11 protein-coding genes are annotated in these 14,642 nt (G+C 71.0%); 8 read left to right on the top strand and 3 right to left on the bottom strand.

All coding sequences use genetic code 11. The features are described from left to right. Positions 1-13: 13 nt before the first annotated feature. On the bottom strand, positions 14-1,141 hold the full coding sequence (locus AC5RUW_RS15640; protein ID WP_494161528.1) for a VIT1/CCC1 transporter family protein: 1,128 nt from the start codon (positions 1,139-1,141) through the stop codon (positions 14-16). Between the two features lie 272 nt (positions 1,142-1,413). Here AC5RUW_RS15640 and AC5RUW_RS15635 point away from each other — a divergent pair, with 272 nt between their 5' ends. Both AC5RUW_RS15635 and AC5RUW_RS15630 read left to right on the top strand, forming a co-directional pair. Beyond that, positions 1,414-3,150 (top strand): long-chain-fatty-acid--CoA ligase, encoded by a 1,737-nt coding sequence (locus AC5RUW_RS15635; RefSeq protein WP_494161527.1) that lies wholly within the window; start codon positions 1,414-1,416, stop codon positions 3,148-3,150. A 15-nt stretch (positions 3,151-3,165) separates the two neighbouring features. Continuing rightward, complete coding sequence (locus AC5RUW_RS15630) at positions 3,166-4,365, top strand: AI-2E family transporter (RefSeq protein WP_494161526.1); 1,200 nt, start codon at positions 3,166-3,168, stop codon at positions 4,363-4,365. 66 nt (positions 4,366-4,431) lie between these two features. Here the strand turns inward: AC5RUW_RS15630 and AC5RUW_RS15625 are convergent, their stop codons facing one another. After that, positions 4,432-5,970 (bottom strand): sodium:solute symporter family protein, encoded by a 1,539-nt coding sequence (locus AC5RUW_RS15625; RefSeq protein WP_494161525.1) that lies wholly within the window; start codon positions 5,968-5,970, stop codon positions 4,432-4,434. Positions 5,971-6,199: 229 nt separating this feature from the next. On the opposite strand from AC5RUW_RS15625, the gene AC5RUW_RS15620 reads away from it, so the two are divergent. Next, positions 6,200-6,775: a helix-turn-helix domain-containing protein gene (locus AC5RUW_RS15620; protein WP_494161524.1), complete on the top strand. Its 576-nt coding sequence runs from the start codon at positions 6,200-6,202 to the stop codon at positions 6,773-6,775. A gap of 27 nt (positions 6,776-6,802) precedes the next feature. On the opposite strand, the gene AC5RUW_RS15615 is transcribed toward AC5RUW_RS15620, so the two are convergent. Further along, on the bottom strand, positions 6,803-8,500 hold the full coding sequence (locus AC5RUW_RS15615) for an FAD-dependent monooxygenase (RefSeq protein WP_494161523.1): 1,698 nt from the start codon (positions 8,498-8,500) through the stop codon (positions 6,803-6,805). Positions 8,501-8,662: 162 nt separating this feature from the next. Here AC5RUW_RS15615 and speB point away from each other — a divergent pair, with 162 nt between their 5' ends. The 5 genes from speB (at position 8,663) to AC5RUW_RS15590 (ending at position 14,556) form a co-directional block, all read left to right on the top strand. Next, the gene (gene speB, locus AC5RUW_RS15610; protein ID WP_494161522.1) at positions 8,663-9,631 is read left to right on the top strand and encodes an agmatinase; all 969 of its coding nucleotides are present in this window, start codon (positions 8,663-8,665) and stop codon (positions 9,629-9,631) included. Continuing rightward, the gene (locus AC5RUW_RS15605; RefSeq protein ID WP_494161521.1) at positions 9,628-11,286 is read left to right on the top strand and encodes a thiamine pyrophosphate-binding protein; all 1,659 of its coding nucleotides are present in this window, start codon (positions 9,628-9,630) and stop codon (positions 11,284-11,286) included. The genes speB and AC5RUW_RS15605 overlap by 4 nt, the downstream gene beginning before the upstream one ends. A 100-nt stretch (positions 11,287-11,386) precedes the next feature. Further along, a complete protein-coding gene (locus tag AC5RUW_RS15600; RefSeq protein WP_494161520.1) occupies positions 11,387-12,967 on the top strand; it encodes a Na+/H+ antiporter in 1,581 nt (526 codons plus the stop codon). A gap of 147 nt (positions 12,968-13,114) precedes the next feature. Beyond that, positions 13,115-13,384: a hypothetical protein gene (locus tag AC5RUW_RS15595; RefSeq protein ID WP_494161519.1), complete on the top strand. Its 270-nt coding sequence runs from the start codon at positions 13,115-13,117 to the stop codon at positions 13,382-13,384. Between the two features lie 242 nt (positions 13,385-13,626). Beyond that, positions 13,627-14,556 (top strand): alpha/beta fold hydrolase, encoded by a 930-nt coding sequence (locus tag AC5RUW_RS15590; protein WP_494161518.1) that lies wholly within the window; start codon positions 13,627-13,629, stop codon positions 14,554-14,556. Positions 14,557-14,642: the final 86 nt, after the last annotated feature.

Raw genomic sequence — 14,642 nt, 5'->3', positions numbered from 1 at the left:
GTCGGGCCCGCCGTTAGCCGACGGCGACGCCGAAGACCAGGCCCAGCACGTAGGTCACGCCGGCGGCGCCGAAGCCGATGGCCAGCTGGCGGAGCCCGCGCAGCAGCGGGGAGGTGCCGGAGAGCAGGCCGACGACGCCGCCGGTGAACAGCAGCGCCAGCCCGACCAGGACCAGGGATGCGACGACGGCGGTCATGCCGGTCAGCCCGAACAGGTACGGCAGCACGGGCACGATCGCTCCCGAGGCGAAGAAGCAGAAGCTGGACACCGCCGCGCCCAGCCCGGTGCCGACCTCTTCGTACTCGTCCGCGGTGTCCCCGGCCTCGGGGTTCAGGGAGAGGCTCGGATCGCAGTCGCAGCTGAACAGGCCCATGCGCTCGGCTGCGCGGTGCTCGGCCGCTTCCTTGCTCATGCCGCGGGCCCGGTAGATGAGCACCAGCTCGTTGGCGTCGATGTCCAGGGACTTGGCCGCGGAGAGGGTGATCTGCGTGGGCTTCGAGGCGTCCAGCAGCTCCCGCTGGGAGCGGACGGAGACGTACTCTCCGGCGCCCATCGACAGCGCCCCGGAAAGCAGCCCGGACAGGCCGCTGATCAGGATGAACGTGCTGGACACTCCGGTGGCGCCGATGCCCATGATCAGCGCCAGGTTGGAGACCAGGCCGTCGTTGGCTCCGAACACCGCGGCCCGGAAGTTGCCGGAGAGCCGGGTGCGCCCCCGGGTGGCCAGGCCGCGGATGACCTCTTCATGGATCTGTTCGTCAGCGGCCATGGCCGGGGTGGCGGAAGGGTCCCGGCTGTACGGGGAGCGGCCCTCCGCCCGCTGGGCGAGGGCCAGGACGAAGACGGACCCGAACCGGCGCGCCAGGAACCCAAGCAGCCGGTTGCGCCAGGACGGCCGCAGCCGCTGGTCGGCGTGGCCTCCGAGCAGCTTGAGCCAGTGCTCCTCATGCCGGCCCTCCGCGTCGGCCAGCCGCAGCAGGATGTCCCGCTCCTCGCCCTGCCGCCGGTCGGCGAGGTAGCGGTAGGTTGCGGCTTCGGCCCGCTCATCGGCCAGGTACTGCCGCCAGCGGCGGATGTCCTGGGCGGAGGGCTCGGGGGAGGGCTGCTCGCCGGGCCTCGGGGTGTCGGCGGTGGGATTCACTGTGCTCCTGTCAGGGCCGGAGCATGCACGCGGGGGCTCCGGCCGGCATACGACTGCTGGCCGAAGGTCTCGCTCGCCCGCACTGCGGGTGGACTGCCGGGCCGGTCAGGCCAGTATGTCGACAGGCCGCGACACCCCGGCGGGGCCGGCGGTGTCGGAGCTACTCCCCTTCAGCGCTCCAGTGTAGCCGAGACCGCCCGCCCGCGGGGGAAGGGCCCGGCCTTCGGAGCGGCCCTGCGCAAACCCACAGGAGCGCCCGCTAAAGTCGAAGCGTGAGCAGGAAGAACAACACCCCGCAACCGGACCCGCACCGCCCCTGGACCCGGCACTATGCCGACGGCGTTCCCACCGCGCCGCAGCTGCCGGACGTCTCGCTCGTGGACCTGCTGGAGCAGTCCGTGCGCCGCTACGGCAGCAGTCCGGCCCTGGTCTTCTTTGGCCGCAGCACCACCTACCGGGAACTCGGCGACCAGGTCCGCGCCGCCGCGGCCGGGCTGCGCCGGCTGGGCGTCAGGGCCGGCGACCGGGTCGCCCTGGTGATGCCCAACTGCCCGCAGCACGTGGTGGCGTTCTACGCCGTGCTGCGGCTGGGAGCCGTGGTGGTGGAGCACAACCCCCTCTACACGGACCGGGAACTGCGCCACCAGTTCGAAGACCACGACGCCGTCGTCGCGATCGCCTGGGACAAGGTGGTGGACCGCCTGCAGGGCCTGCCCGAGGACCTGGCCCTGCGCAGCATCATCTCGGTGAACCTGGTGGAGGCCATGCCGCGCGGCACCCGGCTGAAGCTGAAGCTGCCCGTCCCGGCCGCCCGGAAGGCCCGCGCCGCGCTGACCGTCAAAGACAAGGTCCGGCAGGAGCCCCGCCCCGTGACCTCCTGGCGGAAACTGCTCAAGGGCCGCCCCCTGCCGAAGCGCCACCGCCGGCCCGTGCCCGGGGACCTGGCTGTCATCCAGTACACCAGCGGGACCACCGGCCATCCCAAGGGAGCCATGCTCACGCACGCGAACTTGGCGGCGAACGCCGCGCAGGGCCGGGCCTGGGTGCCCGGGCTGTGCGACGGCGGCGAGACGTTCTACGGCGTGCTGCCCATGTTCCACGCGTACGGGCTGACGCTGTCGCTGACGACGGCCATGGCGGTCGGGGCCCGGCTGGTCCTGTTTCCGCGCTTCGACGTCGACCTGGTCCTGGACGCGGCCGCGAAGACCCCGCCCACCTTCCTGCCCGCCGTGCCGCCCATCTACGACCGGCTGGTCGAGGGGGCACAGAAGCGGGGCATTTCGCTGAGCGGCGTGCGCTTCGCGATCTCCGGCGCCATGAACCTGCCGGTGGAGACGGTCCGCCGCTGGGAGGAAGCCACCGGAGGCCTGCTGATCGAAGGTTACGGGCTCACCGAAACCTCGCCGATCGCGCTCGGCAACCCGATGGGCCCCACCCGCCGCCCCGGAACGGTCGGCGTGCCTTTCCCGCTGACCGACATCCGCGTCGTGGATCCCGAGAACCCGGACCGGGACCGGGAGCCGGGGCAGGAGGGGGAGCTGCTGATCCGCGGACCGCAGGTCTTCCAGGGGTACTGGAACCGTCCGGAGGACACCAGGGCGGCGCTGCTCGACGGCGGCTGGTTCCGTACCGGAGACATCGTGAGCGTCGATGAGGACGGCTTCGTGACGGTCCGGGACCGGATCAAGGAACTGATCATCACCGGCGGCTTCAACGTCTCCCCGTCCGAGGTGGAGGAGGCGCTCAAACGGCATCCCTCGGTGGCCGAGGCCGCCGTCGTCGGGATGACCCGGGTGGGCGGCGGAGAAGAGGTGGTGGCCGCGGTGGTTCCCGCCGGCGAGGTCATCGACGCCGAGGAGCTGCGGACCTTCGTCCGCCGCGAGCTGGCAGCCTACAAGGTACCCCGTAGGATCGTTCAGATACAGGACCTTCCCCGTTCGCTGATCGGCAAGGTGCTGCGCCGGCACGTCAAGGACCGGCTGCAGGACCCGCCGCAGGACCAGGACTGACAGGAGAACCCTTCCATGGCCACCCAGCTTCACGAGCCCGCCTCCGGCGCCCCGAAACCGGGCGGCCGCACCTGGAACGACGGGCTGGGCCGGGCCGGCCTCCGCTCCGCCCAGCTCCTGCTGGTGCTGCTGCTGGTCACCGTGACGGTCTACGCGCTGACGAGGGTGACCCTGGTGGTCATTCCGGTGCTGCTGGCCCTGATCCTGGCCGCCGCCATCGCGCCGTTCGTGAACTGGCTGCGCCGGCACGGCTGGCCCGGAGCGCTCGCCACCATCACCTCGTTCGTGCTGCTGCTGGTGATCTTCGGCGGCCTGGTGACCGGCATTGTCTTCGCCATCCGCAATGAGTGGAGCTCGCTGGTCGAACAGGCGGTCGCCGGGTTCGACGAGCTTTACGCGCTGATCCAGTCCGGGCCGCTGGAAATCAACACCGACATGCTTGAGGATGCCCGCGACGCGGCGGTCGACTTCGCCACCTCCAGCACCGCCGGCGCCGGAGCCCTGGCCGGCATTTCCGCCGCCACCAACTTCATCACCGGCTTCCTGCTGATGGCCGTGGTGCTGTTCTTCTTCCTGAAGGACGGCGACCTGATCTGGCGCTTCATCCTGCGCTGGTTCCCCGAGGACCGCAAGGAGAAGGCCCGGCTGGCCGGGGCACGGACCATGGAGGTGCTGGGCAGCTACGTGCGCGGCACTGCGATCGTGGCGCTGGTCGACGCCGTCTGCATCGGCGCGGCCCTGTTCATCCTGGGCGTTCCGCTGGCCCTGCCGCTGGCCGTGATCGTGTTCGTCGGCGCATTCATCCCGCTGGTCGGCGCGACGGCGGCCGGCGTGCTGGCCGCGCTGATCGCGCTGGTCGCCAACGGTCCGGTGATCGCGCTGATCGTGGTGGCGGTCATCATCGGCGTGAACCAGCTCGAGGGAAACCTGCTGCAGCCGGTCGTGATGGGCCGCTCCCTGAGTATCCACGCACTGGTCATCCTGCTGGCCCTGACGGCCGGCACCATCCTGGCCGGGATCGTCGGCGCGATCCTGGCCGTGCCGCTGGCCGCCGTCGGCTGGGCCGTGATCAAGGTCTGGATCGGCGAGGACCAGGGGGACCCGGCCGAAGTGGCCGAGCTGCCCGAGGAACCCGACGCCGATGCTCCTCAGGACACGGCAGGCACGAAAAAGCCGGCCGGATCCGTGGATCCGGCCGGCGGAAACCGCTCCTGACGCCGGTGCCGGACGGGCGGGGGTGAACCGTCCGGGAGCCGGCGCCGGGAGCGGCGCCTTGGGGGTTTAGCCCCGTGTGGCCGCCGAGTCGGCGTCCTGAGCGCCGGCCGGAGCCTCGGCGGCGTCGGAGTCCTCCACGCCGCGGCCGGCGAGCCGGTCTTCCCAGCCGCGCATGACGGTCTCGTCGGTGCGCGGGCTGAGCAGGGAGAGCACCACGTAGACGACGGCGGAGGCGACCAGGCCGAAGTAGATCGGCTCATTGGCGTAGATGCCGTCGTACTGCTGCTCCGCGGTGACCTCGAGGTAGATCATGGTGGTCAGGGTGACCACGGTGCCCACCGCCATGGACGCTGCGGCGCCCTGGCCGGTGCCGCGCTTCCAGAACAGGCCGCCCAGGATGGCAACCAGCAGGCCGCCGACCAGGATGTCGTAGGCGATGGTCAGGGCGGCGACCACGTCCTGGACCAGGATGGCCAGCAGGATCGACACCAGGCCCAGCCCGAGCACCCAGGCCCGGTTGCGGGCGACGTCGTGCTCCGGGTTGCCGGTGGAGGCGGCGGCGCGCTTGCCGAACCAGCCGCGGACGAACGGCACGACGTCGGCGCGGGCCACCGTGGCTGCGGCGATCAGCGAGCCGGAGGCGGTGGACATCATGGCGGCGACGGCGGCGGCGAGCACCAGGCCGCCGATGCCCACCGGCAGCAGGTTCATCGCGACGTCGGCGTAGACATCGTCCTTGGATTCGACGCCGGGCAGGACCACCGAGGCGGCCATGCCGATCAGCGCGCCGGCCACGCCGTAAAGGATGCAGTAGATGCCGGCGGCGGTGCCGCCCCAGCGGGCGATCAGCGGGGTGCGGGCGGTGAAGACGCGCTGCCAGATGTCCTGGCCGATCAGCAGGCCCAGCGTGTAGACCACGAAGTAGGTGATGATGCTCTGCGCGCCGATGCCGGTGATGTTGAAGAACTCGGCGTCGACCCGCTCACGGATGCCGTCCAGCCCGCCGGCGTCGGCGAAGGTGAAGGGCAGCATCAGCGCGAACACGCCGATGGTCTTGATGATGAACTGGGCCATGTCCGCCAGGGTGATGGACCACATACCGCCGATCGTGGAGTAGATCAGCACGACGGCGCCGCCCACGGCGATCGCCATCCAGCGCTCCCAGCCGAAGAGGACTACGAAGATGGTCGCGTAGGCGCCGGTGGAGGTGGCGCACAGCATCAGGGTGTAGGCCAGCATGACGATCGAGGAGACCTGCGTCGAGGTCCGGCCGTAGCGCAGGCTGAGCATCTGCGAGACGGTGTAGATCTTCAGCTTCTGCAGCGTGGAGGCGAACAGCAGGCTCAGCAGGAGCACGCCGACGCCGATGGCGACGACCAGCCACATGCCGGAGATGCCGTACTGGTAGCCCAGGCCCACGCCGCCCACGGTGGAGGCGCCGCCGAGCACGACCGCGGCCATGGTGCCGGTGTAGAAGAAGGGGCCCAGGCGGCGGCCGGCCACCAGGTAGTCGCTTTCGTTCCGGGTGCGGGCTTTGCCCCACCAGCCGAAGGCGAGCATGCCCACGAGATAGGCCACCACGATGGCGGCGTTCAGATATTCCATAGCGTTCCTGCCGGTAAGGGGACATAAATTGCCCCTTGGAAAACAGATGTTTACCGATACGCTAGTTCTCCGGACGGAATCCGGTCAACGTTTTCGCCCAATGTGTCCGTTCTGCAACACAGGGGCGCGGGGCCCGGAGCCGGATCGGCACAGCGGGCTGGATATGCTCTAGGTCAGTCTCGCTGCCGCACCGTTACCGGTGCTGCTCCTCGAAAGGATCCGCCCCACCATGAAGGCACTGCCCGTTGAACCGAAGGACGAAACGGTTGCGATCGGACCGCGGATCCGGGCAGCGCGGCAGGCCAGGCACCTGACCATTGAGCAGGTTGCCGACGCCACCGGCCTGACCAAGGGATTCCTGAGCCGGGTGGAACGGGACCTGACGTCGCCGTCGGTCGCCTCGCTGCTGACCCTGTGCCAGGTGTTGTCGATTTCCATCGGAGATCTGTTTAACGCACCGGATACCCAGCTTATCCGCTGGAGCGAGGCCCCGCGGATCAGCCTCGGCGGGCACGGCATCAATGAGCGGCTGGTCAGTGCCCGCACGGAACGGCGGGTGCAGGTGGTCCGGTCGGTGATCACGCCCGGCGGTGCCGGCGAGGCCGACCTCTACAGCGTGGACTGCGACGTCGAGGTCCTCCACGTGGTCGCCGGCCGGCTGGTGCTCATCTTCGGCAACGCCACCATGGAACTGGGGGAGGGTGACACGGTCACCTTCCCCGGCCGGGAGCCGCACTCATGGTCCAACCCCGCCGACGAGGAAGCCGTGGTGATCTGGACCCTGGTCAGCCCGGGCGTCCGCTGAAGTTGACGGTCCGGTCCGGCCGGCCTTTCAGCCTGAAACGGCAGGCGCAGCGGAGCCCGCGGCCGCGGAGCCGGAGGCGGCGGTGAGCCGGCGCAGGTATGCGACGGCGCCGTCCAGCTCGGTGCCGGTCGACCGGTAGCCGATATGCCCGTCAGGGCGGATCACCAGCAGCGCCGGGCGCTGGGCGCGGACGCCGAGCCGGCGGAGGGCATCGCCGGTGGTGTCCTGGACGACGCCGGGTGCCGCCGCCGCGATCGGGCTGCCGGGAACCAGCCGGTGGACGGAGAGCAGCCCGGTGAGCCGGGGCAGCTCGGCGGCCAGCCGGGCCGCGGCGTCGTCGTCCCAGCCCTGGCCGGTGAGCAGCACGTGGAAGCCGGGCGCGGCCACCACGTCGTGCAGGCGGCGGCGGGCGCCGTCCCGAAGTACCTCGGCGTCCGGCAGCCGGTCGCCCGGGCGGGGAGCCCCGGGGAACGGGAAGCCGTTGCTGTCGGTCATGTCGCTGCCGCGGTAGCCGATGCCCAGCTGCGAGACGCGGCGGTACACGGCCGAGCGCAGCGGGGTGATGCCGGTGGCCCGCGGGGCCAGCAACGGCAGCAGCTTGGTGCGCGGCAGCTTCATCAGTGCGTTGCGGCTGGTGGCGAGGCGGAAGATCCGGTCGGTGAAGCCCAGGATGTCCTTGGCCACCGGCCGCCGTTCGGCGTCGTAGCTGTCGATCAGGTCGTCGCTGGCCAGGCCGCGGGCACCGAGGGCGAGTTTCCAGCCCAGGTTCAGGGCGTCCTGAATGCCGGTGTTCATGCCCTGGGCGGCAACCGGGGAGTGCACGTGGGCGGCGTCGCCGGCGAGGAAGACCGAGCCGTTCTGGAAGTACTCGGCGATCTGGTGCGAGAGCCGGAAGGTGCTGATCCACTGCGGGTCGCGGACAGTCACCTCGCCGTCGCTGAACCGGTCCACGATCCGCTGCAGGGACGCGGTGTCCAGGGCGGAGTCGTCGCCGCGCTCGCGGATGCTGATCATCCGCCAGCCGGCCGGGCGGCCGAGCGGGAAGAGGAACAGGAAGCCGTCCTCGGCCGGATAAGCGTGCACGGTGTCCGGCTGCACGCCGTCGACTTCCAGATCGGCCACGACGAAGGTGTCCGGGTAACGGCCGCCGCGGAAATCCATGCCGGCCTTGGCCCGTACGGTGCTGTCGACGCCGTCGGCGCCCACCACGTAGCGGGCCCGGATCCGCTCGATTCCGCGGTCCATGCGCTGGATCCGCGCCTCCATGCCGGCGAAGGGATCTTCAGGGTCCAGCCGCTGCAGGTCCATCAGTTCGACGCCGCGCTCCACCCGGACACCGCGGCTGCCGAGGTGGCGGATGAGGGCCAGTTCGGTTTCGGACTGCGGCAGGAACAGCAGGTGGCCGTATTCCGTGTCCTCCAGCCCGGCGTCGAACAGGTCGACGTCGAGGTTCTCCTCGGGCAGGTGCAGCTGGAGCCGGCGGGCGGGCGTTCCCGCTGCGGCGAGCTCGGCGCTCACGCCGAAGGGGCGCAGGGCCTCCAGGGTGCGCGGCTGGATGGCCAGGGCGCGGGACTCCTCCACGGGACGCATGCGGCGGTCGAGGATCCGGAAGCTGGTGCCGTAGGCTGCCAGCTGGGCGGCCAGGGCCAGTCCGGTGGGACCTGCGCCCACAATGAGGACGTCGACGTCGTAGGAACCTGCGGCGGTGGAAACCTGGTGGGCCATGGCCCCAGCCTAGTCTTGACGCAGACCACACTTCCACTTTAGCCTTCGACTAAACATTTGATTCCCATTAGAAAACCTGTGTTCCCCTGCCCGTGCGGGGGGACAGGCACCACAGGGCGGCGAGGCCATCGGCCGCCGCCCGGATTGCGGAGAGAAAAAGCGATGCAGAACCCGCCGCGGATCAGCGAGAACGGCAACATTGGACCCATCGACGCGGCGCAGGTGCCGCGCTACGCCGGAGCCGCCACCTACGCCCGCCTGCCCCGTCTGGACCAGGTGGAGCGCGCGGACGTGTCCATCGTCGGCGTGCCGTTCGACACCGGCGTCTCCTACCGCCCCGGCGCACGCTTCGGCGCCAACCACATCCGTGAGTCCTCCCGCCTGCTGCGCCCCTACAACCCGGCGATGGACACCTCGCCGTTCGCGAACCTGCAGGTGGCCGACGCCGGCGACATGGCCGTGAACCCGTTCAACATCAACGAGGCGATCGAGACCATCCAGCAGAACGCCCTGGACCTGACCGGGAACGGCTCCAAGCTGCTGACCCTGGGCGGGGACCACACCATCGCCCTGCCGCTGCTGCGCGCCGCCGCCGAGCGGGCCGGCGAGCCCGTGGCCATGCTGCACTTTGATGCGCACCTCGACACGTGGGACACCTACTTCGGTGCCGAGTACACCCACGGCACCCCGTTCCGCCGCGCCGTTGAAGAGGGCATCCTCGACACGGAGGCCATCTCCCACGTGGGCACCCGCGGCCCCCTGTACGGCAAGAAGGACCTGGAGGAGGACCGCCGCTTCGGCTTCGGCATCGTCACCTCCTCCGATGTCTTCCGCCAGGGCGTGGACGAGGTCGTCGCCAAGCTGCGGGACCGGATCGGCAACCGTCCGCTGTACATCTCCGTGGACATCGACGTGTTGGATCCGGCCCACGCGCCGGGCACCGGCACCCCCGAGGCCGGCGGCATGACCAGCCGCGAGCTGCTGGAGATCCTGCGCGGGCTGCGCGGCATGAACCTGGTGGGCGCCGACCTGGTCGAGGTCTCCCCGGCCTACGACCACGCCGAGCTGACCGGCGTCGCCGCCTCCCACGTGGCATACGACCTGATCACCCTGATGGGCCTGTCCGAGTGAGCACCCCGGCGCCCGGCACACCCGTCCGCAACGGCGGCGACCTCGTCGTCGAGACCCTCTCCGCGCTGGGCGCCACCACGGTGTTCGGCATTCCCGGGCAGCACGCCCTGGGACTGTTCGATGCCCTTTCCCGTTCCCCCCTGGAGTTCGTGTCCTCCCGGGTGGAGAACAACTCCGCCTTCGCCGCCGACGGGTTCTCCCGGGCGACCGGCAAGGTGGGCGTGCTGTTCCTGTCCACCGGCCCCGGCGCCCTGACCGCGCTGGCCGGGCTGCAGGAGGCCTACGCCACCGGTGTGCCGATGGTGGTGGTGGCCAGCCAGATTCCGATCGAGGGCCTGGGCGCCCGACGCCGGGGCATGCTGCACCAGCTCGATGACCAGAAGGCCTCGGCCGCGAACGTCACGAAGAGCCAGCGGCTGATCCAGCACGCCTCCGGCATCCCGTCAGCCATCCAGGACGCCTGGACCGAGGCGATCTCCTCGCCCGCCGGGCCGGTGTGGATCGAGATTCCGCAGAACGTGCTGCTGAACCCGGTGATGGTCCCGGCCGTCGAGGACGCCCTCGCCGAGCCGTTCGACAACCCGCCGCGGATCGAACTCGTCCGCGAGGCGGTGCGCTGGCTGGGTGAAGCCCGGCGGCCGGCGATCATCGCCGGCGGGGGCACCCGCCGCGGCGGGGCCGAGGCGCAGCTGCGTTCCATTGCCGAGAAGCTGCGTGCACCCGTGGTGTGCTCGCCCGGCGGCAAGGGCGCGTTCCCGTGGGAGCATCCGCTCTCGCTGCAGTCCTGGGTCGAGGACCGGCACGTCACCGACGTGCTGGAAGGCGCCGACGTGCTGATCGTCGTCGGCTCCTCCCTGGGCGAGGTGACGAGCAACTACTTCACCATGGAGCCGCGCGGACGGATCATCCAGATCGACGCCGAACCCAGGGTGCTGGAGTCCAACCGCCCCGGCCTGGGCATCCGGGCCGACGCCGGGCAGGCACTGACTGCCCTGGACGAGGCGCTGGCGCCCACGCCGGCCGGCCGGGAACCGGACTGGCACGGACGCACCGCCGAGCAGGTCGTGGCCGACACACTGGCCAGGGTCCGGGCCCGGCTGGACAGCCAGGACCTGGGCCTGGAGCGCCGGTTCATGGACGACATCCGCGCCGCGGTGCCGGATACCATGCAGACCTTCTGGGACATGACCATCGCCGCCTACTGGGCCTGGAGCTGCTGGGATGCGCGCAGCGGGGCCTTCCACTCCGCGCAGGGCGCGGGCGGGCTCGGCTACGGGTTCCCGGGTGCGCTCGGCGCCGCCGTCGGGCTGGGTGAACGGGTGCTCGCCGTCTCCGGCGACGGCTCGGCCATGTACTCCATCGCCGAGCTGGCCACCGCACGCCAGCATGATCTGCCGGTCACCTGGCTGATCGTCGACGACGGCGGCTACGGCATCCTGCGCGAGTACATGACCGATGCGTTCGGCAAGGCCACCGCCACCGAACTGGCCCGCCCCGACTTCGTGCAGCTGGCCGAATCCTTCGCGGTGCCGGCCCGCCGTACCGGGCCCGAGGGCGTGCGAGCCGCGCTGGAAGAATCGTTCGCGGCGGAGGGCCCCAACGTCGTCGTCGTCGAGACGCTGCTGCGGCTCTTCGCCCCCACCCACCTCACGTAACGTCCAGCTTCCTCCGATAAAGTTTCCTCAGGCAACCAGTCACATCTGGGGAACGACGCCCGGCACGGTGCGTTCCCCGCCATGCGGAGGAGGCACCGCCGTGGAGTTCCTGATCCTTCTCGTGTTCCTGCTGTTCGGAACCGTGCTGGTGGTGGGAATCGGGGAACGGATCCGGCTGCCCTATCCGGTGCTCATGCTGGTGTTCTCCGCGCTGGTGGCGTTCCTGCCGATCATTCCGGAAATCCACATCGATCCGGAGCTGATCCTGCCGCTGTTCCTGCCGCCGCTGCTCTACGCAGCCGCGCAGCGCAGTTCCTGGTCCGTGTTCCGGCTGCGCTGGCGCTCCCTGGTGCTGCTGGCCGTCGCGCTGGTGGCGGTGACCGTCGCCGTCGTCGCCGGCGTCACGCTGCTGATGGTCCCGGCCATTGCGCTGCCCGCCGCCATCGCGCTGGGCGCCATCGTCGCGCCGCCGGATCCGGTGGCCGTGGAGGCCGTGGCCGGCAAGGTGAAGATGCCGCGCCGATTGATCAGCGTCCTGCAGACCGAGGGCCTGTTCAACGACGCGATCGCCATCGTGATCTTCCAAGCCGCGGTCACCGCGACGCTCAGCGGCGGCGAAGTCGGCTGGGACGTGGTGCCGCGGTTCCTGCTCGGGGCGGCCGGTGCCGTCCTGCTGGGCCTGGCCATGGGCTGGCTGGTCGGGGCGCTGAACCGGTTCGTGCCGAACCTGGTCGCCCGGTCGGCAGTGACCCTGGTGGCGCCGTACGCGGTGTACCTGCTGGCCGAGGAGCTGCACTTCTCCGGGGTGGTCGCCGTCGTCGTCACCGCGCTGGAGCTGGGCCGCCGGGCGCGGCCGCAGGACTCGGAGGAGCGGCTGACGCGCACCGCGTTCTGGGAAGTGGTGGAACTGCTGACCACCGGTGCCGCCTTCGGCCTGGTGGGCATCGAGATGCGCTACGTCATCGAGGACGAGGGACGCGACATCCTCGGCTTCATTCCCGGCATCATCGCGATCTGCGCCGCCGTGGTGCTGGTGCGCTTCCTCTGGATGTACGGCATCTACAGGTTCGGCGGCGTGGAGAAGCGCAACCAGGCACCCGGCTCCCTCAGGGAAGTGCTGGTCCTCAGCTGGTGCGGCATGCGCGGGCTGGCCACGCTGGCGCTGGCCCTGGCGCTGCCCTCGGCCACCGACGCCGGGGAACCGCTGGAGGGGCGCAACTTCATCATCGCCGCGGCCTGCTCCGTGCTGCTGGTGACCCTGGTGCTGCCCGGACTCACCCTGGGGCGGCTGATGCGGGCGCTGAACCTGCCGGACGACCACCGCGCGGCGGCGGCCAAGGAACGCGACCTGGCGCGGCGGGCCGAGAAGGTGGCGCTGGAGACCATGAAACGCTCGACGGCGGCGCAGCAGCTCCCGCCGGAGCGCCGCGCCGCGCTGGCCCGCCGGATGTCCTCGCTGCACACCATCCTGGAACGCGACTTTGAATCCGACCCGGAGAAGATGCTGGCGCTGAAGGCCACCCTCGAGGTGATGGACCAGGTGCAGCGGGAGGCCTTGGCCGCCGCCCGGCGCGAGGTGCTGGCCGCCCGCCGCCAGCCCGGCGTCGACCCGGAGGCTGTGGACCGGGTGCTGCGCCGCCTGGACCTGCGCACCGTTACCCTGGACCGCGGCGGCCACTAGCGCCGCACCCGGGACGCCGTGCCGTCATGGGGCGTGCGGGGCCGCAAGTGCCGGCGGGTCCTTCAACTGCCGCCCGCGCCGGACGTACCGTGGAGCCGTACCGTGCAACGGCCGGCGGCCCGCCGGCCGGGAAGACCGGAGGCTGCCATGAGTACCGTCCTGCGGGTGGAACACCCGGCCGAAGACATGTACGTGCTGCGCAACACCAGTGACCGCGAGCTGCACAACGTGGTCGTGGACGGATCCCAGGTGGGAGTCCAAACGAAGAACCTCCCCGCGGGAATGGACCTGGCACCCGGCGAGGGGGTGGAGTTCCACATGTACAAGCACGGCGGCACGGAGCCGCCCGGCCACCTCTACGTCCGGTGGGACGAAGCCGACAAGTGGGACCGGATCGCCGTCGGCCCCGCGGCCTGAACCCCTCGCCGAGCCCGCCTCCTCCTGAGCGCTTTCCCGGCACGCGCCCGGCGGGCGGGCGGCCGCAGGCGACGCGCGCACCGGCCGGGCAGTACGTGTGCGGGCGCCGCGTGGTCCAGACTGGAGCGCATGAGCAGCGCACCCCAGGGAATCGAGGCCGGCCCCGACGTCGGCATCGTCATTGTCGGCGCCGGGCTCTCGGGCATTGGGGATGCGGCAGCAGCCCGGGCCGGCGGCGCGGAATGAGTGTGGAGGACGCCCGGTGGATCCTGGTGGAGGGCACGCCGCTGCGGGTGCGGGTCTCCGGGCCCGCGTCCGGCCCTCCGGTCCTGCTGCTGCACGGGGTGGGGCGCAGCCTTGAAGACTGGCAGGACGCCCATGACCTGCTGGCGGCCGACCACCGGGTCATCAGCAGCGACCACCCCGGGTTCGGGCTGAGCCCGAAGGGCACGGTTCGCCCCAGCCTGGCCTGGTATGCCGCCGCTGCGGCGACGGTGCTGGACGCCGTGGGGGAGGACCGGCCCGTCCACGTCATGGGCAACTCCCTGGGCGGGGCGGTGGCCATGCAGTTTGCCGCCCGGTACCCCCGACGCGTGGCCAGCCTGGTGCTGGTCAACAGCGCCGGCTTCGGGCGGGTGGCCAAGCTGTCCCTGGCCCCCGTCGTGCTGAGCCTGGCAACCCGCCTGCCGCGCGTGGGGCCGCGCTTCCGGCAGCGTGCGCGGGAAGCGGGAGCGCAGGCCAACCGGCGCCTGTTCTTCGACCCCGCGCACGCCACCGAGGCCCGGCTGCGGCACGCGGCGCAGGTGGGACGCCAGCCGGACCATCTCGCCACGTTCGCCACCGTGACCCTTGGCCTGGGACTGCCCTACGCCGGGGTCTACCGGCGCTGGCGCGCCGAGCTGCTGGAGGTCGTCGCCGGCCTGGGCCTGCCCACCCTGGTGGTGTGGGGCGACGCTGACCGGATCCTGCCGAACAGCCAGTTGGACGCCGCGCTCGCCGCCCTGCCCAACGCGCAGAGCCACATCTTCCCCAATACCGGGCACATGCCGCAGATTGAACGTGCGGCCGAGTTTGTCGACCTGGCCCGCCGGTTCATCCGGCAGTCCGGGCAGGACGGCGCAGGCGAAGGGCGGGCGACGGAACCGGGCAGCGGCGGGACCGGCGCGGCCTAGATGTAACTCTTACGGTCGTTGTGAACGCGTTCTATGGGTGAGCGTCCCTCGATCCCGGTATGGGGTCGGTGATAATTGTAGTGATG

It is taken from the genome of Arthrobacter sp. Y3222053, from assembly GCF_059092805.1.
This window is presented reverse-complemented; position numbering and strand designations above follow the sequence as displayed.

Bases quoted from the DNA above. Each gene is read 5' to 3' on its own strand.
- AC5RUW_RS15630 (WP_494161526.1), top strand. From the start codon at position 3,166: ATGGCCACCCAGCTTCACGAGCCCGCCTCCGGCGCCCCGAAACCGGGC.
- AC5RUW_RS15625 (WP_494161525.1), bottom strand. From the start codon at position 5,970: ATGGAATATCTGAACGCCGCCATCGTGGTGGCCTATCTCGTGGGCATG.
- AC5RUW_RS15620 (WP_494161524.1), top strand. From the start codon at position 6,200: ATGAAGGCACTGCCCGTTGAACCGAAGGACGAAACGGTTGCGATCGGA.
- AC5RUW_RS15615 (WP_494161523.1), bottom strand. From the start codon at position 8,500: ATGGCCCACCAGGTTTCCACCGCCGCAGGTTCCTACGACGTCGACGTC.
- speB (WP_494161522.1), top strand. From the start codon at position 8,663: ATGCAGAACCCGCCGCGGATCAGCGAGAACGGCAACATTGGACCCATC.
- AC5RUW_RS15595 (WP_494161519.1), top strand. From the start codon at position 13,115: ATGAGTACCGTCCTGCGGGTGGAACACCCGGCCGAAGACATGTACGTG.
- AC5RUW_RS15590 (WP_494161518.1), top strand. From the start codon at position 13,627: ATGAGTGTGGAGGACGCCCGGTGGATCCTGGTGGAGGGCACGCCGCTG.